This is a genomic window from Streptomyces sp. NPDC005820 (assembly GCF_040630255.1).
GTDB lineage: Bacteria > Actinomycetota > Actinomycetes > Streptomycetales > Streptomycetaceae > Streptomyces.
In genome coordinates, this window is record NZ_JBEXXE010000024.1 from 92,890 (window position 1) to 113,709 (window position 20,820).

The window sequence follows — 20,820 nt, forward strand, 5'->3', positions numbered from 1 at the left end:
GGGGCGCGGGGAACTAACCGGCGGAACGAGCCGCCGCCCGAGCGACGGAGATCTGACGAGCGACCCGAGGGCCGAGCACCGACACGACCAGCAGCACACCGGTCACGACGATCTGGGACTGCGCGGAGACATTGACGAGGCTCATCACGTTCTGGAGCGCACCGAGGAGGAACACCCCCGCGATCGCACCGCCCAACGTGCCCTTGCCGCCGTCGAAGTCGATACCGCCGAGCAGCACCGCCGCGACCACGGAGAGTTCGAGGCCGGTCGCGTTGTCATAGCGAGCACTGGCGTAGTGCAGCGCCCAGAAGATCCCGGTGAGCGAGGCCATGAACCCCGTCATCGTGAACAGGATCAGCTTCTGCCGCTTGACGCGGATCCCGGCGAACCGCGCCGCCTCCTCGCTCGCCCCGGTCGCGAACAGCGACCGCCCGAACGGCGTGGCGTGCAGCACGATCACGGCGATCGCGAGCAGGACGAGGAAGGGCAGGAAGGCCTGCGGCAGGAAGCTGTCCCCGACCCGTCCGGCCGCGAAGTCCAGGTACTGGGACGGGAAATCGGTCACCGCGTCGGAGCCGAGCACGATCTGTGCGATGCCCCGGTAGGCGGCGAGGGTGCCGATGGTGACGGCGAGGGAGGGCAGTCCGAGCCGGGTCACCAGCAGGCCGTTGACCAGCCCGCAGACGACCCCGAGCAGCAGACAGATCGGGATGATCGTCTCGATGGTCATGCCCTGGTTCCACAGGGCGCCCATCACCGCGCCGGACAGCCCGGCCGTGGAGGCGACCGAGAGGTCGATCTCGCCGGAGACGACCAGCAGGGTCATGGGGAGCGCGACCAGCGCGATCGGCAGGGTGTTGCCGATGAGGAAGGACAGGTTCAGCGCGTTGCCGAAGCCGTCCACGAAGGAGAAGGAGAACAGCAGCAGGACGATCAGCAGCGCACTGACGGCTGTATCCCACCTGAAGGCGGACCTGCGGACCACCCGACCGGCAAGAGACTCACGCACGGGTCTCCCCCTTCTCCACGGCCGGCGCGACGGACGCCGACTTCTTCTTCAGGGCGGTCGCCACCCGCAGCGCCACGATCCGGTCGACCGCGATCGCCAGCAGGAGCAGGACGCCGTTGATGGCGAGGACCCACACCGAGCTGACGCCGAGGGCGGGCAGGACGCTGTTGATGGAGGTCAGCAGCAGCGCGCCGAGGGCGGCGCCGTAGACGCTGCCGGAGCCGCCGGTGAAGACGACGCCGCCGACCACGACCGCGCTGACGACGGTGAGTTCGTAGCCGTTGCCGGTCCCGGAGTCGACGTTGCCGAACCGGGCCAGGTACATCGCGCCGGCGAGTCCGGCGAGTCCGCCGCAGAAGGTGTAGGCGGCGAGGATCCGCTTGCGCACGGGGATGCCGGCGAGGCGGGCGGCCTCCGGGTTGGAGCCGAGGGCGTACAGCTCCCGGCCGCTGCCGAAGTGCTTGAGGTAGTACGCCGTGGCGACCAGCACCGCCAGGGCGATCAGCGCGAGATACGGCACGGCGGAGAGGCCGCCGGAGCCGAAGTCGACGAAGCCGGCGGGCAGGTCGGCCGCGGTGATCTGCCGGGAGCCGACCCAGATGGAGTCGATGCCGCGGATGATGTACAGCGTGCCGAGGGTGACGACGAGCGCGGGCACCTGGCCGAGGCTGACCAGCAGGCCGTTGAGGAGCCCGAAGCCGACACCGAGCAGGACGGCCAGCACGATCGCGATCACCGGGTTGCCGCCGCCGTGCAGATAGGTGCCGGCGGCGAAGGCGGTGATGCCGAGGGTGGAGCCGACCGACAGGTCGACGTTCCTCGTGATCACCACCAGGGACTGGCCGGTGGCGACCAGCACCAGGATGGTCGCGTTCAGCAGCAGGTCCTTGATGCCCTGCTCGGAGAGGAACTCGCTGTTGCCGGCCTGGGTGACGGCGATCATCACCAGGAAGACGACCAGGATGGCGAGTTCGCGCATCTTGAAGACGCGGTCGACGAGCCGGGTGCCGCTGGACTTGGGCGCCTCGGCGACGGGGGCCTGTTCAGGAGTGGCGACCGTCATGCGGCTGCCCTCCCGGTGGCTGCGGCCATCACGGTTTCCTCGGTGGCGTCGGAGCGGGGGATCTCGGCGGTGAGCCGGCCCTCGTGCATCACCAGCACGCGGTCGGCCATGCCGAGGATCTCGGGCAGGTCGGAGGAGATCATCAGGACGGCGACCCCGTCGGCGGCCAGCTCGCTCAGCAGCCGGTGCACCTCGGCCTTGGTGCCGACGTCGATGCCGCGGGTGGGCTCGTCGACGATCAGCACCTTGGGGGCGGTGGCGAGCCACTTGGCGAGGACGACCTTCTGCTGGTTGCCGCCGGAGAGCGTGTTGACGGTGTCGGCGATCCGGGCGTACTTCACCTGGAGCTTGACCGCCCAGTCCAGGGACCGGCTGCGCTCGGCGCCCCGGTCCATCAGGCCCGCCTTCACGGTCGTCCGCAGACCCGTGAGGCCGATGTTGCGCTCAATGGACATGTCCATCACCAGGCCCTGGGCGCGCCGGTCCTCCGGCACCAGGGCGAGGCCCGCGGCCATCGCGGTGGAGGGGGCGCCGTTGACCAGCGCCCTGCCGTCGACGGTGACATCGCCGGCGTCCCAGCGGTCGATCCCGAACACGGCCCGGGCGACTTCGGTGCGTCCGGCGCCGACCAGTCCGGCCAGGCCGACGATCTCGCCCCGCCGTACCTCGAAGGAGACGTCGGTGAAGACGCCCTCCCGGGTCAGCCGGCTCACGCTCAGGGCGACCTCGCCCGGAGTGACGTCCTGCTTCGGGTAGAGCTCGTCGAGGTCGCGGCCGACCATCCTGCGGACCAGGTCGTCCTCGGTCATGCCGGCGAGGGGCTCGCTGGCGATCCAGGCGCCGTCGCGCAGGGTCGTCACCCGCTGGCAGATCTCGAAGATCTCCTCCAGCCGGTGCGAGATGAACAGGACGGCCGCGCCCTGCTCGCGCAGGGTCCGCACGACTCCGAAGAGCCGGGCGACCTCGCTGCCCGTGAGGGCGGCGGTCGGCTCGTCCATGATCAGGACGCGGGCGTCGAAGGAGAGCGCCTTGGCGATCTCCACGATCTGCTGGTCGGCGATGGACAGTCCGCGCGCCGGGCGGTCCGGGTCGAGGTCGACACCGAGCCGCGCCATCAGGGCGGCGGTCGCCGCGTGGGTGGCCTTGTGGTCGATCCGGCCGAGGCCGCGCCGGGGCTGGCGGCCCATGAAGATGTTCTCGGCGATCGAAAGGTCGGGGAAGAGCGTGGGTTCCTGGTAGATCACGGCGATGCCGGCGTCGCGGGCATCGCCGGGTCCGTGGAAGACGACGGGCTCGCCGTCGAGCAGCACCCGGCCGGTGTCCGGCCGGTGCACCCCCGCGAGGGTCTTGATCAAGGTCGACTTGCCCGCGCCGTTCTCCCCGGCGAGGGCGTGCACCTCGCCGGGGAACAGCTCCAGGGAGACGCCCCGCAGGGCGCGTACGGCGCCGAAGGACTTGGCGACGTCCTTGAGCGCCAGCACCGGGGCCGGTCCCGTGTCGGACGGGTGGGTCATGGGTGGCTCCTCGACGAACGTCCGCGGCGGTGCCCCTGGGGCCCGCCACGGCGTCGTGAAAGGTTTCAACTGGATTGCCGGGACGTTAGGCACGCGGGGCATGTCACGTCAATGGGTCCGTCTCGAAAAGTTTTCGATAGTCGAAGGTCACGCGGCGGTCACGAAAAGGGTGCGCGGTCGAAAGGGTTGACACTCCCCTCGCGGCCTCATAGCTTCCCGTTCTGAATCGTTTCATCCGGGCCCTGTCCCGGACCGATGTCACAGGAGCCCGAAGTGACCGACCTCGCCGCCGTGAAGGCCGCGCTGAAGACCCAGGCCGTCGAGACGCCGTCGTGGGCGTACGGGAACTCGGGGACCCGTTTCAAGGTGTTCGCCCAGCAGGGCGTTCCGCGCACCCCGCAGGAGAAGCTGGACGACGCGGCACAGGTGCACGCGGTCACCGGCGTGGCCCCGACCGTGGCGCTGCACATCCCCTGGGACAAGGTGGAGGACTACGCGGCGCTGGCGAAGCACGCCGAGGACCGGGGGGTGCGGCTCGGGGCGATCAACTCCAACACCTTCCAGGACGACGCCTACAAACTGGGCAGCATCTGCCACCCCGAGGCGGCGGTGCGGCGCAAGGCCGTCGATCATCTGCTGGAGTGCGTCGACATCATGGACGCGACGGGTTCCGCCGATCTCAAGCTGTGGTTCGCCGACGGGACGAACTATCCCGGCCAGGACGACATCCGGGCGCGGCAGGACCGGCTGGCGAAGGGGCTGGCCGAGGTGTACGAGCGGCTCGGGGACGGGCAGCGGATGCTGCTGGAGTACAAGTTCTTCGAGCCGGCGTTCTACTCGACCGACGTCCCGGACTGGGGCACGGCGTACGCGCACTGTCTGAAGCTGGGGCCGAAGGCGCAGGTCGTGGTCGACACGGGCCACCACGCGCCGGGGACCAACATCGAGTTCATCGTGGCGACGCTGCTGCGGGAGGGGAAGCTCGGCGGGTTCGACTTCAACTCGCGCTTCTACGCCGACGACGATCTGATGGTGGGCGCGGCCGACCCCTTCCAGCTGTTCCGGATCATGTACGAGGTCGTACGTGGGGGTGGGTTCACCTCCGAGGTGGCGTTCATGCTCGATCAGTGCCACAACATCGAGGCGAAGATCCCCGCGATCATCCGGTCCGTGATGAACGTGCAGGAGGCCACGGCGAAGGCGCTGCTGGTGGATCGGGACGCGTTGGCTGCCGCGCAGGCGGCCGGGGATGTGCTGGAAGCGAATGCCGTGCTGATGGACGCGTACAACACGGATGTGCGGCCGCTGCTTCGTGAGGTGCGCGAGGAGATGGGGTTGGACCCCGAGCCGCTTGTCGCCTACCGGGCGTCGGGGTGGGCCGAGAAGGTTGTCGCCGAGCGTGTCGGGGGAGAGCAGGCCGGTTGGGGCGCGTAAGCGTCTGCCTTGATCTGTTTCGTCGCGGGCTGCGGGCCGGTTGTGGCTGGTCGCGCCCACGCGGCGGAGCCGCATATTGATGCAGCCCCGCGCCCCTAAGGAATCGCACCTCTTTCAAGTAAGGACTGGACGTTCATGTCACCGCACCCCGAAGCCGCCGCCCTCCTCGCGCGGTCGCACCGACTCGGTGCTGATCCCCGTAATACGAACTACGCCGGCGGCAACGCGTCCGCCAAGGGCACCGACACCGACCCCGTCACCGGTGGGGATGTCGAGCTGATGTGGGTGAAGGGGTCGGGAGGCGACCTCGGCACGCTCACCGAGAGCGGGCTGGCCGTGCTGCGGCTGGACCGGCTGCGGGGGCTCGTCGACGTCTACCCCGGGGTCGAGCGCGAGGACGAGATGGTCGCCGCGTTCGACTACTGCCTGCACGGCAAGGGTGGGGCGGCGCCTTCCATCGACACCGCCATGCACGGACTCGTCGACGCCGCGCACGTGGATCATCTGCACCCGGACTCCGGGATCGCGCTCGCCTGTGCGGCGGACGGGGAGAAGCTGACCGCCGAGTGCTTCGGGGACAGTGTGGCGTGGGTGCCGTGGCGGCGGCCCGGGTTCCAGCTGGGCCTGGACATCGCCGCGATCAAGGCCGCCAACCCGCAGGCCATCGGGGTCGTCCTGGGCGGGCACGGGATCACCGCCTGGGGTGACACTGCCGAGGAGTGCGAGCGCAACTCCCTGCACATCATCCGCACCGCGGAGGCGTTCCTCGCCGAGCGGGGTAAGGCCGAGCCCTTCGGGCCCGTCGTCGAGGGGTACGAGGCGCTGGCCGAGGGCGAGCGCCGGGAGCGGGCCGCCGCGCTCGCGCCGTATGTGCGGGCGATCGCCTCGCAGGACCGGCCGCAGGTCGGGCACTTCGCCGACCCGGACGTCGTCCTCGACTTCGTGGCGCGGGCCGAGCACCCCCGGCTCGCCGCGCTGGGGACGTCCTGCCCGGACCACTTCCTGCGCACCAAGGTGCGGCCGCTGGTCCTCGACCTGCCGCCCACCGCTCCGCTTCAGGAGGCCGTCGCCCGGCTGAAGGAACTGCACACCGCGTACCGGGAGGAGTACGCCGCCTACTACCGGCGGCACGCCGAGCCCGACTCCCCCGCCATGCGCGGCGCCGACCCGGCCATCGTGCTGGTGCCCGGTGTGGGCATGTTCTCCTTCGGCAAGGACAAGCAGACCGCCCGGGTCGCCGGTGAGTTCTACGTCAACGCCATCAATGTGATGCGGGGCGCCGAGGCGGTGTCCTCGTACGCGCCGATCGAGGAACGGGAGAAGTTCCGCATCGAGTACTGGGCGCTGGAGGAGGCCAAGCTCCAGCGGATGCCGAAGCCGAAGGCGCTGGCCACCCGGGTGGCGCTGGTGACGGGCGCGGGCAGCGGGATCGGGAGGGCCATCGCGCACCGGCTGGTCGCCGAGGGGGCGTGTGTCGTCGTCGCCGATCTGAACGGGGAGAACGCCGCCCAGGTGGCGGAGGAGCTGGGCGGGGCCGACAAGGCCGTCGCCGTCACCGTCGACGTGACGTCCGAGGAGCAGATCGCCGGGGCCTTCCGGGCCGCCGCGCTCGCCTTCGGTGGTGTCGATCTCGTCGTCAACAACGCCGGGATCTCCATTTCGAAGCCGCTGCTGGAGACCTCGGCCAAGGACTGGGACCTCCAGCACGACATCATGGCCCGGGGATCGTTCCTGGTGTCGCGGGAAGCGGCCCGGGTGATGATCGCGCAGGGGCTCGGCGGGGACATCGTCTACATCGCCTCGAAGAACGCCGTGTTCGCCGGTCCGAACAACATCGCCTACTCCGCCACCAAGGCCGACCAGGCCCACCAGGTGCGGCTGCTCGCCGCCGAGCTGGGTGAGCACGGGATCCGCGTCAACGGCGTCAATCCGGACGGTGTGGTGCGGGGATCGGGGATCTTCGCCGGCGGGTGGGGCGCCCAGCGGGCCGCCGTGTACGGGGTCCAGGAGGAGAAGCTCGGCGAGTTCTACGCCCAGCGGACCATCCTCAAGCGGGAGGTGCTGCCCGAGCATGTCGCGAACGCGGTGTTCGCGCTGACCGGCGGGGAGCTGACCCACACCACCGGGCTGCATGTGCCCGTCGACGCGGGTGTGGCAGCCGCGTTCCTCCGGTGACCGGCGTGCGGTCGTACGCCGCGGTCGACCTCGGCGCGTCCAGCGGACGTGTCATGGTCGGCCGCGTCGGGCCGGACACCTTGGAGCTGGCGGAGGCGCATCGGTTCGCCAACCGTCCGGTGCGGGTTCCGGAGGGGCTGCGGTGGGACGTGCTGGCGTTGTACGCGGGAGTGCTGGACGGGCTGAAGGCAGCCGGGCAGGTCGACTCCGTCGGCATCGACAGCTGGGCCGTGGACTACGGGCTGCTGGACGGTGACGGGGCGCTGCTCGGGAATCCGGTGCACTACCGGGACGCGCGGACCGACGGGATCGCGGAGAAGGTGTGGGCCGGTGTGCCGGCCGAGGAGCTGTACGCGGCGACCGGTCTGCAGTACGCGCCCTTCAACACCCTGTACCAGCTCGTCGCCGCCCGGGGGACGCGTCAGTTCGCCCATGCCGAGCGACTGCTGCTCATCCCCGATCTGCTGGCCTACTGGCTGACCGGCGAACAGGGCACCGAGCTGACCAACGCCTCCACGACCCAGCTGATCGATCCCCGGACGCGGACGTGGTCGTACGAGCTCGCCGCGCGGCTGGGCATCGACCTGGAGCTGTTCGCGCCGCTGCGGCAGCCGGGCGATCCCGCCGGGGTGCTGCGGGGCGAGGTGCTGGAGGAGACCGGGCTGACCGGGCCCGTGCCGGTGACCGCCGTCGGGTCGCACGACACCGCCTCCGCGGTGGCGGCCGTGCCGGCGACCGGGGAGCGGTTCGCCTACATCTGCACCGGCACCTGGTCCCTGGCCGGTCTGGAGCTGGAGGCACCCGTGCTCACCGAGGAGAGCCGGGCCGCCAACTTCACCAACGAGCTGGGTCTGGACGGCACGGTCCGGTACCTGCGCAACATCATGGGCCTCTGGCTGCTCCAGGAGTGTGTACGGGCCTGGGGGGACCCCGATCTGGGGGTGCTGCTGCGGGAGGCGGCCGCCGTGCCCGCGCTGCGGTCGGTCGTGGACGCGGGGGACGCCGCGTTCCTCGCACCCGGGCGGATGCCGGAGCGGATCGCCGAGGCGTGCCGGGCCACCGGGCAGCCGGTGCCCGGGACGCCTGGCGAGATCACCCGCTGCATCCTCGACTCGCTCGCCCTCGCCCACCGCCGGGCGGTCGAGGACGCCCAGCGGCTCGCCGGGCATCCGGCGGACGTCGTGCACATCGTGGGGGGCGGCACCCGCAACGCGCTGCTGTGCCAGCTCACCGCCGACGCCTGCGGGCTGCCGGTGGTGGCCGGGCCGACGGAGGCCGCCGCGCTCGGCAACGTGCTGGTGCAGGCGCGGGCGCACGGGCTGGTGGGCGACCGTGCCGACATGCGGCGGCTGCTCGCCCACACCCAGCCGCTGACCCGCTACGAGCCGCAGGGCGGCACCGGGCGCTGGCGCGAGGCACAGGCCCGGCTCGCCACGCGGTGAGCCGGGGTCTCCCCCGGGCGCTTCCGCCGGACTACCCTGCACTCATCCGATGATCAACCCCAAGGAGCCGCGATGCGTGTCGCACTGTTCCTGACCTGTGTCAACGACACGCTCTATCCGGACACCGGCCGCGCCGTGGTGAAACTGCTGACCAGACTGGGTGTCGAGGTCGACTTCCCGATGGCGCAGACCTGCTGCGGCCAGGCCCACTACAACACCGGCTACCGCCATGAGGCCGAACCGCTCGCCCGGCATTTCTCCGATGTCTTCGGGGAGTACGAGGCGATCGTGACGCCCTCGGGGTCGTGCGGGGCGATGGTGCGGGAGCTGTATCCGCGGATGGGTGAGCGGGCGAGGGCGGAAGGGCGCGGGGGCGGACTGGCCACGGCGCTGGCGCCGGTCGTGCCGAAGACGTACGAGCTGACCGAGTTCCTCGTGGACGTGCTCGGGGTGACGGACGTCGGCGCGTACTACCCGCACAAGGTGACCTACCACCCGACCTGTCACGGGCTGCGCGGGCTCGGGCTCGGGGACCGGCCGAGGCGGCTCCTTGAGGCCGTCCGGGGGCTTGAGCTGGTGGAGCTGCCGGGCGCGGAGGAGTGCTGCGGGTTCGGCGGCACGTTCGCGCTGAAGAACTCCGACGTCTCGGCGGCGATGGGCGCGGACAAGGTGCGCAACGCCGAGTCGACCGGGGCCGAGGTGCTGTGCGCGGCCGACAACTCGTGTCTGATGCACATCGGCGGGACCATGACCCGGCTGAAGGCGGGACTGCGGCCGGTGCACCTCGCGGAGATCCTGGCGAGCACGGAGGAGGAACCGGCCGTATGAGCGGCACGTTCGTGGGCATGCCGGCCTTCCCTGAGGCCGCGCACGAGGCGGTCAACAACAAGACGCTGCGCGGGAATCTGCGGCACGCCACGCACACCATCCGCGCCAAGCGGGCGGTTGCCGTGGCAGAGCTGGAGGACTGGGCCGAGCTGCGGGAGGCCGGCAAGCGGATCAAGGACCATACGCTCCGTCATCTCGACCGCTATCTGGTGCAGTTGGAGGAGTCGGTCACGGCTGCGGGCGGGACCGTGCACTGGGCGGCCGACGCCGAGGAGGCCAACCGGATCGTCGCCCGGCTCGTCAAGGAGACGGGCGAGTCGGAGGTCGTCAAGGTCAAGTCGATGGCCACCCAGGAGATCGGGCTGAACGAGGCGCTCGAGGCGGAGGGCATCCACGCCTACGAGACCGATCTCGCCGAGCTGATCGTGCAGCTGGGCAGGGACCGGCCCTCGCACATCCTCGTCCCGGCCATCCACCGCAACCGGGGCGAGATCCGGGACATCTTCGCGAGGGAGATGAGCGAGTGGGGGCGCCCGGCCCCGGAGGGGCTCACCGACACGCCCGCCGAACTGGCGGAGGCGGCCCGGCTGCATCTGCGGGAGAAGTTCCTGCGGGCCAAGGTCGGTGTCTCCGGCGCCAACTTCATGATCGCCGAGACGGGCACCCTGGTGGTCGTCGAGTCCGAGGGCAACGGGCGGATGTGTCTGACCCTGCCCGAGACGCTGATCTCGGTGGTCGGCATCGAGAAGATCGTGCCGACCTGGCGGGACCTGGAGGTCTTCCTGCAGACCCTGCCCCGCTCCTCGACCGCCGAGCGCATGAACCCGTACACCTCGACGTGGACGGGGACGACCGACGGCGACGGACCGAGGACCTTCCATCTGGTGCTGCTGGACAACGGCCGCACCGACACCCTCGCCGACGAGGTCGGCCGCCAGGCCCTGCGCTGCATCCGCTGCTCGGCCTGCCTCAACGTCTGCCCGGTCTACGAGCGGGCCGGCGGGCACGCCTACGGCTCGGTCTACCCGGGCCCCATCGGCGCCATCCTCAGCCCCCAACTGCGGGGCACACAGAGCGAGATCGACGCCTCGCTGCCGTACGCCTCCTCGCTGTGCGGCGCCTGCTACGAGGTGTGCCCGGTCGCGATCGACATCCCCGAGGTGCTGGTGCACCTGCGGGAGCGGGTCGTCGAGGGCGGCCCGGTGACCCGGGACGGCAACAAGGTGGTGCTCAAGCCCGCCAAGGGGCACGCGGCCGAGCGGGCGGCGATGCGCGCGGCGCGCTGGGCCTTCGCCCGCCCCGGCGCCCTGCGCACCGGGCAGCGGCTCGCCTCCCGGACGCGCCGGCTGCACCCTCGTACGCTCCCCGGACCGGGGAAGGCGTGGAGCGGCAGCCGGGACCTGCCGGCCGTACCCGCGGAACCCTTCCGCGACTGGTGGCAGCGCACGAACGGCGGAAAGGACGGGGCCGAGTGAACAGCAGGGAACGGATCCTGGGGCGGGTGCGGCGCGCGCTCGCCGACGTGGCAGGGGACGAGACGCCGATCGAGCGCGGCTATCTGCACGTGCACGGAGAGCCTGGCGTCGAGGAGACGGTGGAGCTGCTGGCCGAGAACCTGGCGGACTACCGGGCGCTCGTGCACCGCTGCTCCGAGGACGAACTGCCGTCCGTGATCGGCCGGTTGCTGGCCGAGCGCGGGGCGAAGTCGGTGGTCGTGCCGCCCGGGCTGGACATGGGCTGGCTGTCGGCGACCGGGGCCGACCGGGTCGAGGACACCGCGGAGAGCACCGCGGACGAGCTGGACCGGGTCGACAGTGTGGTCACGGCGTGCGCGGTGGCGATCGCCGAGACCGGGACGATCGTGCTGGACGGCGGGCCGGACCAGGGGCGGCGCCGGATCACGCTCGTCCCCGACCACCATGTGTGCGTGGTGCGGGTGCCGGGGCAGGTCGTCTCGTCCGTTCCGCAGGCCCTCGAACGGCTGGACCCCGCCCGGCCGTTGACATGGATCTCCGGTCCGTCGGCGACCAGCGACATCGAACTGGACCGGGTGGAGGGAGTGCACGGTCCGCGCACCCTCGAGGTGATCCTGGTCGGCTGAGCGGGGCCCCGCGCGGGTATGGGCCTGGTGCCGCGCGCGGACTCAGGGGGCTCCCATGCAGTTCATCGAGGTGACCGGCCTGGCCGGGGTGCGCTCCGCCGTCATCCGGTTCACCAGGCCCGGAACGGGCCTGTCCTTCCTGCTCTTCCCGATGATCCACATCGGGGAGCCGGCCTTCTACCGAGAGGTGGCGGACCGGCTGCGCCGCTGCGACCTGGTGCTCGCCGAGGGCGTCGGCCGGGAGGCGCGCTCCCCCGGCGCGGAGGCCCTGGTCGCGTCGTACGAGCAGCTGGAGTACAGCGAGCGGCTGGGGCTGGTCGTCCAGGACATCGACTACCGGGCGCTCGGGGTGCCGGTGGTGTGCCCGGACATGTCGGGCGGGGAGTTCGAGTCCGGGTTCCGGCGGCTGCCGCTGCGCGAGCGCCTGATGATCGCCACGCTGGTGCCGGCGATGAGCGCGGGCATGCGGCTGTTCGGCACCCGTCGCTATCTGGCCCGGCACATGACCACCGAGGATCTGGTGAGCGACACCGAGCAGGCGGTGGCGGACAGCATGCCCGGACTCGACGACCTGCTGATGCGCCGCCGCGACCGGCTGCTCGTGCGGGTGCTCACCGAGTTCGACCAGGCGTACACGAGCCGCACCGGGCCGTTCACGGTCGCCGTGGTCTACGGCGCCGAGCACATGCGGGCGGCCTCGGAGGCGCTGGTCGGGCTGGGCTATCACGCGGCGGACGCGGAGTGGCTGACGGTGTTCCTGGTGGAGCCGGGTCAGGAGTAGGTCAGCGGGCAGTGGTGGCGCTGCGCGTACTGGGCGGCGCGCAGATACAGCGCCGTGAAGAACGCGGTGTCCAGGTCGTCGGCCCAGGGGCCGGGGCGCGCGGCGGCGGTCTTCTCCGCGTCGCCGTCCAGGAACCACGCGTTGAGCTCATGGGGGCCGGAGGGCTCCGGTATCAGGTCGAGCGGCAGACGGAGGGCGGCGGCGAGCCGCTCGGCGAGGGCGAGGACGTACGGCGCTCCGACGACCAGGGTCTCGGTGTCGTAGCTGTTCTCGATCGGCAGCAGGACGGGCTCCTCCAGCGCGAAGGGCACCACGAACGACCAGCTGAGAAGGGTGTGCCGCTCCTCCGGGGTCAGCCGATCCCGGCACAGCGCGTCGAAGCCGTCCATCGGCGGGCTCGTCTTCTCCGCGAACCGGCCCCGTCCGCCAGGCTCGCCCGGCGTGTACGGCGGCACGCCGCGCCGGGCCAGCTCCTCGTCGAGGGCCGCGGCGATGTCGCCATGGCCGTCCTCGCCGGGCGTCGACCAGTCCTGCGGCGTCACGTTCGCGAGATAGATCCCCATGCGTGCAAGGTAGCCGCCGCCACTGACAACATCGACAAGGTGGGTGAACAAGCGCTTAGATATGTGCTCGGACCTGCCCCGCCTCGACCGCACCCCCCGGAGGCCCCGTTGTTCACGTCCGTCGACGACGTCTCCGCCCGTCTCGCCGAGACCGGCTATCTGGCCTCCCCCGCGGTCGCCACGACCGTGTTCCTCGCCGACCGGCTCGGCAAGCCGCTGCTCGTGGAGGGCCCGGCCGGGGTCGGCAAGACGGAACTCGCCAAGGCCGTCGCCCAGGTGGCCGGGGCCCGGCTGGTGCGGCTGCAGTGCTACGAGGGTGTGGACGAGTCCCGCGCGCTGTACGAGTGGAACCACGCCAAGCAACTGCTGCGCATCAGCGCCGGCCGCGACGAGACCTGGGACGAGGCCCGCACGGACATCTTCAGCGAGGAGTTCCTCCTTCCCCGACCGCTGCTGACCGCGATCCGCGGCGACGAGCCGACGGTCCTGCTGATCGACGAGACCGACAAGGCCGATGTCGAGGTGGAGGGTCTGCTGCTGGAGGTGCTCAGCGACTTCCAGGTCACGGTCCCCGAGCTGGGCACGATCACCGCGACCCGCCGCCCGTTCGTCGTCCTCACCTCCAACGCCACCCGCGAGCTGTCCGAGGCGCTGCGCCGCCGCTGTCTCTTCCTGCACCTCGGCTTCCCCGACGAGGAACTGGAGCGGCGGATCGTCCGGCTGAAGGTGCCCGGTCTGGACACGGCGCTGACCGAGTCGGTGGTCCGGGTGGTGGCCGCGCTGCGCGCGATGGACCTGCGCAAGGTGCCGTCGGTCGCCGAGACCATCGACTGGGCGCGCACCCTGCTCGCGCTCGGCGCCACCACCTTGGACGAGTCCGTCGTACGGGACAGTCTGGGCGTGATCCTCAAGCATCAGGACGACGTCCTGAAGGCCGGGGCCAAGCTCGACCTGGACGCCGTGTGAGCGGCGACGCCGCCGAGCGGCTGACCGGGTTCGTGGCCGCGCTGCGCGCGCACGGCGTCCGGATCGGCACCGGTGAGACCGTGGACGCGGCCGAGGCGGTGGCCGTGCTCGGGTTCTCCGACCGGGGGCTGCTGCGCGAGGGGCTCGCCGCGACGCTGCTGCACACACCGGAGCAACGGCGGCTGTTCGACACCGTCTTCGACCTGTACTTCCCCTACGGCGTCGGCGGGCCCGTGGGCGAGCCCGGTGACCGGGACTCCCTGCGCGACCGGCTCGCGGACGCCCTGGCCGCCGACGACAGCGCCCTGCTGGGCCAGTTGGCGATCGAGGCGGTCGACGGGCTGGGCGGGTACGGGAGTTCGCCGGGGGCGGACGGCTGGTCGTCGTACCAGACCCTCGACCGGCTGCGTCCGCAGACGCTGCTGGCCCGGGTCCGGGACGAGATGCGGCGGCGGGGCGGCGGATCCGGCTTCGCGGGGCGGCTTCTCGAGGACGAGATCCGGCGCCGCATCGAGGAGTTCCGCACCCTGGTGGCGGTGGAGGCGCGGCGCCGGGTGGCGGAGCGGCGGGGGCGGGACGAGATCGCGCGGCGGGCGGTGGCGCCGACCGCGGACCGGGTGGACTTCCTGTACGCGGGGCGGGACCGGCTGGCCGAACTGCGGCGGACCGTACAGCCGTTGGCGCGCAAGCTGGCCACCCGGCTGGCCGCCCGCCGCCGCCGTGCCACGCGCGGCACGATCGATCTGCGCCGCACCCTGCGCGGCTCGCTGTCCACGGGCGGGGTGCCGATGCGGCCGGTGCTGCGCCGCCGGCGGCCGGCCCGGCCCGAACTGGTCCTGCTGTGCGATGTGTCGGGCTCGGTGTCCGGTTTCTCCGACTTCACGATGCTGCTGGTGCAGGCGCTGCACGAGCAGTTCAGCAAGGTGCGGGTGTTCGCCTTCGTCAACCGGATCGACGAGGTCACGGGGCTGCTGGAGCACGGGCGGGCCGATCCGGAGGGGCTGGGCGCCCGGATCCGGGCCGAGGCGCGGCTGACGGGTTTTCACGGCAGCAGCGACTACGGGGTCGCGCTGGGCGAGTTCGCGGAGCGGTACGGCGCCGCCGTGGGCCCGCGGACGACGGTGTTCGTGCTGGGGGACGCGCGGACCAACATGAGCGACCCGAATCTGCCGGCGCTCCGGGAGATCTCCGCACGGGCCCGCCGTCTGTACTGGTTGAACCCGGAGCCCCGCCCGCTGTGGGGCACGGGCGACTCGGCCGCGCCCGAGTACGCCGAGCTGGTCGCGATGCACGAGTGCCGCAACGCGCACCAACTCGGCGCGCTGGTCGGGCGGTTGCTCCCGATCTGAGTCACGCTCGGCTCAGTCGGCCTTCGCGTACTCCTTGGCCATCGATCCCGCGAAGTCGTAGACCACGCACTGCTCGTCACCGACGACCCAGGCGTCGTGTCCGGGGGAGATGACGAAGACGTCGCCGGGGCCGACCTCGGTCTCGCCGCCCTCGTCCATGACGACGTGCATGCGTCCGCTGACGACATAGCCGTTGTGGTGGATCTGGCAGGTCGCGGTGCCCGCCAGGGGTGCCACCGACTCCGTCCAGCGCCAACCGGGCTCGAACGTCGCCATGGCGAAGTCGAGCCCGCTCATGTGGACGGCTTCCAGGTGGCCCCGGGGAAAGTCGCGTCGCTCGTCCGGCTTGTCGAGCGTCTTCACTTCCAGCATGGCGTCCTCCTTCCGGCCGTGCTGCGCCACGGCCGGGGCCGGTCTCCCCGGCGGCCCGGACGTCACCGGTGGGGGCCGCACCCCACACCTCCATCGTCCGCCCCGCCACCGGGGGGCGCCATTCGGGGGACCGGGCGTCAGGCGCCGCCCGCGCACAGTGCGGCGAAGCGGCCGGTGTCGATGTTGCCACCGGAGACGATCACCCCGACCCGGCGACCCGGGGCGCCGGCCCGGCCGGCGAGCAGGGCGGCCAGCGGGGTGGCCCCACTCGGCTCCACGACGATCTTCAGGCGCTCGAAGGCGAAGCGCATCGCGGCGCGGATCTCGTCGTCGGAGACGAGGGCGATCTCGTCGACGAGGCGCCGGTTCACCGAGAACGTCAGCTCACCGGGCGTGGGCAGGGCCTGGCCGTCGGCGATGGTGCGCGGCACCGGGATCTCGATCCGCCGGCCGGCCTCCAGGGACCGCCTGGTGTCGTCCCCGGCCTCCGGTTCGACGCCGACGATCCGGATGCCGGGCCGCAGCCCCTTCGCCGCGGTGGCACTGCCGGCGATCAGCCCGCCCCCGCCGACCGGAGCGAGGAGGGAGTCCAACTCCCCTACCTCGTCGAGGAGTTCGAGGGCGGCGGTGCCCTGCCCGGCCATGACGTGCGGGTGGTCGTAGGGCGGGATCAGGGCGAGGCCCCGCTCGGCGGCCAGGGCCTGGGCGACGGCCTCCCGGTCGCCGGTGTAGCGGTCGTACGTGACGATCTCGGCGCCGTAGCCCTCCGTGGCCGCCCGCTTGGAGCGCGGGGCGTCCTCGGGCATCACGATCACCGCGTGGGCGCCCAGTTCCCGGGCGGCCAGGGCGACGGCCTGGGCGTGGTTGCCGGAGGAGTAGGCGGCGATGCCCCTGGCGAGCTGTCCGGGGGTCAGCCGGGAGGCCGCGTTGTAGGCGCCCCGGAACTTGAAGGCGCCGACCCGCTGGAAGTTCTCGCACTTCAGGAACACCTGGGCGCCGACGGCCTCGTCCAGGGTGCGGGAGCGCAGCACGGGGGTGCGATGGGCGACCCCCCGCAGCCGGACGGCCGCGTCACGGACGTCGTCGAGGGTGATCGGCGGGGGTGCGGTGGTCACGGGCGGGCTCCCTCGGGAGAGTCGGTGGTCGTGGCCCTGGCCTGCGCCAGATAGTTGTAGGCGGAGGCGCGGGAGATGCCGAGCCGGGTGGCGACCTGTTCGACGGCCCCGCGTACGGCGAAGACCCCCCGGGCGTCGAGGCCGCGGAAGAGGGCGAGGCGCCGGCTCCGGTCGAGGCCGGGCCAGGTCTGGTCCTGGCGCCGCAGATGGTCGTCGAGCAGGGCGTCCACGACGGAGTCGATGTCGTCTCCGAAGGTGGTCACCGGGGCCCGCGACGGTTCCGCGGCGGTGCCCGCGAGCGCGGCGAGCAGGCCCTGGACGCGGTCGACCTCGGTGACGTCCACGTTGACGCAGAGGGCGCCGAACACCGCGCCGGTGGAGTCGCGCAGCACCATCGTGGACGACTTCACCAGTCCGCCGGCGCCGGTGCGGGTGAGGTAGTTCAGCTCGTCGCGGGCCTCGTCGCCGCGGGCCAGGACGCGCAGGCCGATCTCGCTCATCGCCCCGCCGACCGTCCGCCCGGTCACCGACCCGGCGACGGCGACCACGGACTTCTCCGGTCGCCGGTAGTCGTGCAGGACGACCTCGCACACCGGCCCGAAGGTGGCCGCGATCCCGTCCACGACGGGGACGAGCACCCGCAGGATCGTGTCCCGCTCCGCTTCCCTGGCATCCATGGAAGTGATTAGACCACACGTCCAGACACTGGACCAGGGATCCAATCCGCCTGGGAGCCGATCCCTCCGGCACCCCCTTCGGGCGATGGGTCGATCAAGGGGTGGCGTCGCCAATCCCCGTTTCCCTAGGATGGGTTACCGACCGCGACGGCGCGGCCACGGCCGGGAGCTGGGGGAAAAACATGCAGTCCGGGAAGCCTCTGTCCACGGAGATCGACGCCACGATCCCGACAGCCGCACGCATGTACGACCACTATCTCGGCGGCAAGGACAACTACGCGGCCGACCGGGCCGCCTGCGCGGAGCTCGACAAGGTCGTCCCGAGCACCCGGGCCCTCGCGCTCAACAACCGCCGCTTCCTCCAACGGGTCGTGAAGACCCTGACGCAGGAATACGGCATCCGGCAGTTCCTGGACCACGGCTCCGGCCTGCCCACCCAGGACAACGTCCACCAGGTCGCCCAGCAGATCGACCCGACGGCGCACGTCGTCTACGTCGACAACGACCCGATGGTCCTCGTGCACGGCCGCGCCCTGCTGGAGCAGGACGAGCGCACCACCGTGATCCACGCCGACATGCGCGAGACCGAGGCCGTCTTCACCCACCCCGACACCGAGCGGCTGATCGACTTCTCCCAGCCGGTGGCCGTGCTGTTCAACTCGGTCTTCCACTGCATCCCCGACAGCGAGAGCGACGGCCCGCCCGCCGTGGTCCGCCGGGTGGCCGAACGCCTCGCCCCGGGAAGCTATCTGGTGATGTGTCAGCTGGTCAGCGAGGACCCGGCGGTACGGGAGTTCGTCACGGACTTCATGGACAAGGCCACACAGGGGCACTGGGGCCGGGTGCGGGAGGAGAAGGACGTCGCCGGGTGGTTCGAGGGGCTGGAGATCCTCGAACCGGGGCTGGTGGAGGTCTCCACCTGGCGGCCCGACACCGAGGTCGCGCCCCGCCAACTCACCCAGGAGTGGATCGAGTTCGGCGGCGTGGGCCGCCTGGGCTGACCGGCCCGGGGCTCTCGATCTCAGGCGTAACGCTGTCGGATGGTCTCCTCGAGCATCCTCAGCGACTCGCGCGGCTGGAGCGCCTGGTCGGCCAGCCGGTCCAGGGCGACCCGGTACTCCTCCGTCTCGTCCCGGTCCTCCAGGAAGGTGGCGCTCCTGATCTGCTCCAGATAGACGATGTCGGGCAGATCGGCGCCGCCGAAACGCAGATAGGTGACGGGAATGGCGGGCGCCGAGGCGTGCGTGACGTCCAACGGGACGACCTGCACGGTGACATGGGGCAGCCGGGCCAGCTCCACCAGACGCCCGAGCTGCTCCCGCATCACCTCGCGGCTGCCCAGGACGCGCAGCAGCACCGACTCGTCGAGGATCGCCCACACCCGCGGGGCGTCGGCGCGGTGCAGCAGCTCGCTCCGCCGGGTGCGCAGCTCCACCCGGCGCTCCACCTCCCGCGGCGCGGCCGAGGGCAGCCCGCGCTCCACGACGGCACGGGTGTACGCGGGGGTCTGCAGCAGACCCGGCACATACTGGATCTCGAAGGTACGGATCGCGGTGGCCGCCTCCTGAAGTCCGACCAGCCGATCGAACCATTCGGGCATCAGCCGTTTGTCGTAGCGCTGCCACCAGCCCGGCTCCCCCGCCTGCCGCAGCAGCTCCAGCAGCACCGAGGCCTCGTGCTCCTCGGCGCCGTACAGCGTCAGGAGCGCGCGGACGTCGCCCTCCGTGGGAGGGCGGCGCCCCTTGCCCGCCTCGATGCGCGACAGCTTCGCCGGGCTGAACCGCACCGCACGCGCGGCCTGGTCCTGGGCGAGCCCGGCATCCTCCCGCATACCCGCGAGCTGGACCCCGACCAGCATCTTGAGCAAGGTCGGGGCGGGCTCCGCGCGGTTCAGATACGGTTCGAGGCGGGAGACTCGAGGCGACTCGGCAGACATCCTGTGACTCCCCACGGACCGACGGACGACAACCCCATTATCGCATCCGACGGCCTACGACCGTATGGGGCACGGGAATTGAACCGCGCGCCGCGCCGGAGCCACGCCCCGCACGCGCACGACAGGTGGCTTCACAGCAGGTGGTCGAACTCCCCGTCCTTCGCCCCCGCCAGGAAGGCCGCCACCTCGGCCGGCGTGTAGACGAGGGCCGGACCGTCGGGGTCCCTGGAGTTGCGCAGCGCCACGCCACCCCCGTCCAGCGCCGCGACCTCGACGCAGTTGCCCTCCGCGTTGCTGTGACTGCTCTTGATCCAGCGGACGCCCAGCGAGCTCGCCCGCACTCCGTTCGACACCGATCCGGTTCCTGACGACACGGCAACTCTCCTCGCTTCGTACGCGCAATTTCCCGTGAAATTGCACGAGGACATCGTCAGCGTGGATAATAACCATGCCGTCAACCGCACTTCCGGCAACCCGTCCTGACCTCGCCTCAGGGAGATGCCCCGTGTCATCACCTGCGCAGTTCCGGAGCCACGAGTCCGTCCGTGACTCGTCCAGAACCGCAAGCCTGCACCTCAGGGGCGACCGGGAGGGATTCGCCGAGGCACGGGACTTCACCCACCGCACGCTCGACGGCTGGTCCGTGGACCACTGCACGGACGACGCGCTCACCGTCGTCACCGAACTCGCCTCCAACGCCGTTCTGCACGGCCTGCCGCACCTGTCGACGGACCACTTCGACGTACGGCTCAGACTCACCCTGCGCCGCTCGCATCTCATGTGCGCCGTCACCGACCCCAGCGACAGCCCGCCCCTCTACCCGCACCCCGGCGACGAACTGCTGGAGCACGGCCGCGGGCTGCACATCGTCGAGGCCCTGTCGGAGCACTGGGGCTGGACCCGCCGCTCCCCCGTGGGCAAGACCGTCTGGGCCATGCTGCCGACCCGCACCTCCATGACATGACTGCCACGAAGAGAACCCCACCCCTCGAGGACCTGGGACACGTGCCCTGGCCCGAGATCCAGGACACCACCGGATCCGCGGCCGGCATCCCGGCCCTGCTCACCACCGTCGCCCGCGGCGACGCCGAGACCGCCCGGAGCGCGCTCGGGCAACTGCGCCGCCGTATCTGCCGGTACGGCTTCGTGGTGGACCAGGCGACCGCGGCCACGGTGCCGTTCCTCTGGGAGCTCGCACGGCTCCCGCAGGTCACCTGCCGGGTGGCGATACTGCGCCTGCTGAAGAGCATCGCCGACGCCCGCCAGTGGGAGACCACGGCCGCCGCCTACCCCAAGCTGCTGCGCCACCCCGACAACCACGTGGCCTGGGAACGCGAGGCCCGCCACGCCGTCCGCGCCCAGCGCGGCCTGCTCCAGGACCTCCTCACCGACCGCGACAGCGAGATCGTCGAGGCCGGCCGGGATCTCGCGGCGACGCTGAACGACGGAAGACCGGGCAGCGGGTCGGCACACCCGGAGCATCCGACCCACTAGG

General features: G+C 71.5%; 21 protein-coding genes. 12 read left to right on the top strand and 9 right to left on the bottom strand.

Annotated elements, in window-relative coordinates; all coding sequences use genetic code 11:
- Positions 1-13 precede the first annotated feature (13 nt).
- From ABZ464_RS28240 to ABZ464_RS28250, 3 genes are read right to left on the bottom strand one after another with little or no spacing between them, the layout of a single operon-like run.
- The gene (locus ABZ464_RS28240) at positions 14-1,009 is read right to left on the bottom strand and encodes an ABC transporter permease (RefSeq protein ID WP_359280949.1); all 996 of its coding nucleotides are present in this window, start codon (positions 1,007-1,009) and stop codon (positions 14-16) included.
- Positions 1,002-2,072 (bottom strand): ABC transporter permease, encoded by a 1,071-nt coding sequence (locus ABZ464_RS28245; protein ID WP_359280951.1) that lies wholly within the window; start codon positions 2,070-2,072, stop codon positions 1,002-1,004. Before ABZ464_RS28245 ends, ABZ464_RS28240 begins: the two co-directional genes overlap by 8 nt.
- A complete protein-coding gene (locus ABZ464_RS28250) occupies positions 2,069-3,586 on the bottom strand; it encodes a sugar ABC transporter ATP-binding protein (protein WP_359280953.1) in 1,518 nt (505 codons plus the stop codon). The genes ABZ464_RS28245 and ABZ464_RS28250 overlap by 4 nt, the downstream gene beginning before the upstream one ends.
- A 273-nt stretch (positions 3,587-3,859) precedes the next feature.
- On the opposite strand from ABZ464_RS28250, the gene rhaI reads away from it, so the two are divergent.
- From rhaI to ABZ464_RS28285, 7 genes are all read left to right on the top strand, one after another.
- A complete protein-coding gene (gene rhaI / locus ABZ464_RS28255; RefSeq protein ID WP_359280955.1) occupies positions 3,860-5,020 on the top strand; it encodes an L-rhamnose isomerase in 1,161 nt (386 codons plus the stop codon).
- A gap of 135 nt (positions 5,021-5,155) precedes the next feature.
- Positions 5,156-7,195, top strand: a complete 2,040-nt coding sequence (locus ABZ464_RS28260) for a bifunctional aldolase/short-chain dehydrogenase (RefSeq protein WP_359280958.1) — start codon at positions 5,156-5,158, stop codon at positions 7,193-7,195.
- Positions 7,196-7,248: 53 nt separating this feature from the next.
- Positions 7,249-8,637 (top strand): rhamnulokinase family protein, encoded by a 1,389-nt coding sequence (locus ABZ464_RS28265; RefSeq protein WP_359281097.1) that lies wholly within the window; start codon positions 7,249-7,251, stop codon positions 8,635-8,637.
- Between the two features lie 72 nt (positions 8,638-8,709).
- Positions 8,710-9,465: a (Fe-S)-binding protein gene (locus ABZ464_RS28270; RefSeq protein ID WP_359280961.1), complete on the top strand. Its 756-nt coding sequence runs from the start codon at positions 8,710-8,712 to the stop codon at positions 9,463-9,465.
- Positions 9,462-10,940, top strand: a complete 1,479-nt coding sequence (locus ABZ464_RS28275; protein WP_359280964.1) for a LutB/LldF family L-lactate oxidation iron-sulfur protein — start codon at positions 9,462-9,464, stop codon at positions 10,938-10,940. The genes ABZ464_RS28270 and ABZ464_RS28275 overlap by 4 nt, the downstream gene beginning before the upstream one ends.
- Positions 10,937-11,566: a lactate utilization protein C gene (locus ABZ464_RS28280; protein ID WP_359280967.1), complete on the top strand. Its 630-nt coding sequence runs from the start codon at positions 10,937-10,939 to the stop codon at positions 11,564-11,566. The genes ABZ464_RS28275 and ABZ464_RS28280 overlap by 4 nt, the downstream gene beginning before the upstream one ends.
- Positions 11,567-11,621: 55 nt before the next feature.
- Positions 11,622-12,347 carry a hypothetical protein gene (locus ABZ464_RS28285; RefSeq protein WP_359280970.1) on the top strand — a complete coding sequence of 242 codons (726 nt, stop codon included), beginning with the start codon at positions 11,622-11,624 and terminating at the stop codon, positions 12,345-12,347.
- Here ABZ464_RS28285 and ABZ464_RS28290 read toward each other — a convergent pair.
- Entirely contained in the window at positions 12,338-12,910 is a 573-nt protein-coding gene (locus ABZ464_RS28290) for a hypothetical protein (RefSeq protein WP_359280973.1), read from the bottom strand. The two genes, ABZ464_RS28285 and ABZ464_RS28290, sit on opposite strands and share 10 nt — an antisense overlap.
- A 108-nt stretch (positions 12,911-13,018) precedes the next feature.
- Between ABZ464_RS28290 and ABZ464_RS28295 the strand changes: the two genes are divergently transcribed.
- Positions 13,019-13,876 carry a MoxR family ATPase gene (locus ABZ464_RS28295; RefSeq protein WP_359280976.1) on the top strand — a complete coding sequence of 286 codons (858 nt, stop codon included), beginning with the start codon at positions 13,019-13,021 and terminating at the stop codon, positions 13,874-13,876.
- Positions 13,873-15,225 (top strand): VWA domain-containing protein, encoded by a 1,353-nt coding sequence (locus ABZ464_RS28300; protein ID WP_359280977.1) that lies wholly within the window; start codon positions 13,873-13,875, stop codon positions 15,223-15,225. Before ABZ464_RS28295 ends, ABZ464_RS28300 begins: the two co-directional genes overlap by 4 nt.
- Positions 15,226-15,237: 12 nt before the next feature.
- On the opposite strand, the gene ABZ464_RS28305 is transcribed toward ABZ464_RS28300, so the two are convergent.
- The 3 genes from ABZ464_RS28305 to ABZ464_RS28315 all read right to left on the bottom strand — a co-directional run bounded on the left by ABZ464_RS28305 (position 15,238) and on the right by ABZ464_RS28315 (position 17,389).
- Positions 15,238-15,597 (bottom strand): cupin domain-containing protein, encoded by a 360-nt coding sequence (locus tag ABZ464_RS28305; protein WP_359280980.1) that lies wholly within the window; start codon positions 15,595-15,597, stop codon positions 15,238-15,240.
- Between the two features lie 137 nt (positions 15,598-15,734).
- On the bottom strand, positions 15,735-16,712 hold the full coding sequence (locus ABZ464_RS28310) for a threo-3-hydroxy-L-aspartate ammonia-lyase (protein WP_359280982.1): 978 nt from the start codon (positions 16,710-16,712) through the stop codon (positions 15,735-15,737).
- Positions 16,709-17,389, bottom strand: coding sequence for a PAS domain-containing protein (locus ABZ464_RS28315; protein WP_359280985.1), 681 nt, complete (start codon positions 17,387-17,389; stop codon positions 16,709-16,711). The genes ABZ464_RS28310 and ABZ464_RS28315 overlap by 4 nt, the downstream gene beginning before the upstream one ends.
- A 182-nt stretch (positions 17,390-17,571) precedes the next feature.
- Between ABZ464_RS28315 and ABZ464_RS28320 the strand changes: the two genes are divergently transcribed.
- Positions 17,572-18,390 carry an SAM-dependent methyltransferase gene (locus ABZ464_RS28320; RefSeq protein ID WP_359280987.1) on the top strand — a complete coding sequence of 273 codons (819 nt, stop codon included), beginning with the start codon at positions 17,572-17,574 and terminating at the stop codon, positions 18,388-18,390.
- Positions 18,391-18,410: 20 nt separating this feature from the next.
- Here ABZ464_RS28320 and ABZ464_RS28325 read toward each other — a convergent pair whose 3' ends face one another.
- Positions 18,411-19,325 (bottom strand): helix-turn-helix transcriptional regulator, encoded by a 915-nt coding sequence (locus ABZ464_RS28325; RefSeq protein WP_359280990.1) that lies wholly within the window; start codon positions 19,323-19,325, stop codon positions 18,411-18,413.
- A 131-nt stretch (positions 19,326-19,456) separates the two neighbouring features.
- On the bottom strand, positions 19,457-19,678 hold the full coding sequence (locus tag ABZ464_RS28330) for a DUF397 domain-containing protein (RefSeq protein WP_359281100.1): 222 nt from the start codon (positions 19,676-19,678) through the stop codon (positions 19,457-19,459).
- 152 nt (positions 19,679-19,830) lie between these two features.
- Here ABZ464_RS28330 and ABZ464_RS28335 point away from each other — a divergent pair, with 152 nt between their 5' ends.
- Together ABZ464_RS28335 and ABZ464_RS28340 are read left to right on the top strand one after the other, a co-directional pair.
- Positions 19,831-20,289: an ATP-binding protein gene (locus tag ABZ464_RS28335; protein WP_359280993.1), complete on the top strand. Its 459-nt coding sequence runs from the start codon at positions 19,831-19,833 to the stop codon at positions 20,287-20,289.
- Positions 20,286-20,819, top strand: coding sequence for a hypothetical protein (locus ABZ464_RS28340; RefSeq protein WP_359280995.1), 534 nt, complete (start codon positions 20,286-20,288; stop codon positions 20,817-20,819). Before ABZ464_RS28335 ends, ABZ464_RS28340 begins: the two co-directional genes overlap by 4 nt.
- The last annotated feature ends 1 nt before the right edge of the window (position 20,820 follow it).

Excerpts from the sequence above, each read along its gene's own strand:
- ABZ464_RS28245 (WP_359280951.1), bottom strand. The coding sequence starts at position 2,072 with ATGACGGTCGCCACTCCTGAACAGGCCCCCGTCGCCGAGGCGCCCAAG.
- ABZ464_RS28250 (WP_359280953.1), bottom strand. The coding sequence starts at position 3,586 with ATGACCCACCCGTCCGACACGGGACCGGCCCCGGTGCTGGCGCTCAAG.
- ABZ464_RS28260 (WP_359280958.1), top strand. The coding sequence starts at position 5,156 with ATGTCACCGCACCCCGAAGCCGCCGCCCTCCTCGCGCGGTCGCACCGA.
- ABZ464_RS28265 (WP_359281097.1), top strand. The coding sequence starts at position 7,249 with ATGGTCGGCCGCGTCGGGCCGGACACCTTGGAGCTGGCGGAGGCGCAT.
- ABZ464_RS28270 (WP_359280961.1), top strand. The coding sequence starts at position 8,710 with ATGCGTGTCGCACTGTTCCTGACCTGTGTCAACGACACGCTCTATCCG.
- ABZ464_RS28275 (WP_359280964.1), top strand. The coding sequence starts at position 9,462 with ATGAGCGGCACGTTCGTGGGCATGCCGGCCTTCCCTGAGGCCGCGCAC.
- ABZ464_RS28285 (WP_359280970.1), top strand. The coding sequence starts at position 11,622 with ATGCAGTTCATCGAGGTGACCGGCCTGGCCGGGGTGCGCTCCGCCGTC.
- ABZ464_RS28290 (WP_359280973.1), bottom strand. The coding sequence starts at position 12,910 with ATGGGGATCTATCTCGCGAACGTGACGCCGCAGGACTGGTCGACGCCC.
- ABZ464_RS28305 (WP_359280980.1), bottom strand. The coding sequence starts at position 15,597 with ATGCTGGAAGTGAAGACGCTCGACAAGCCGGACGAGCGACGCGACTTT.
- ABZ464_RS28315 (WP_359280985.1), bottom strand. The coding sequence starts at position 17,389 with ATGGATGCCAGGGAAGCGGAGCGGGACACGATCCTGCGGGTGCTCGTC.
- ABZ464_RS28320 (WP_359280987.1), top strand. The coding sequence starts at position 17,572 with ATGCAGTCCGGGAAGCCTCTGTCCACGGAGATCGACGCCACGATCCCG.
- ABZ464_RS28325 (WP_359280990.1), bottom strand. The coding sequence starts at position 19,325 with ATGTCTGCCGAGTCGCCTCGAGTCTCCCGCCTCGAACCGTATCTGAAC.
- ABZ464_RS28340 (WP_359280995.1), top strand. The coding sequence starts at position 20,286 with ATGACTGCCACGAAGAGAACCCCACCCCTCGAGGACCTGGGACACGTG.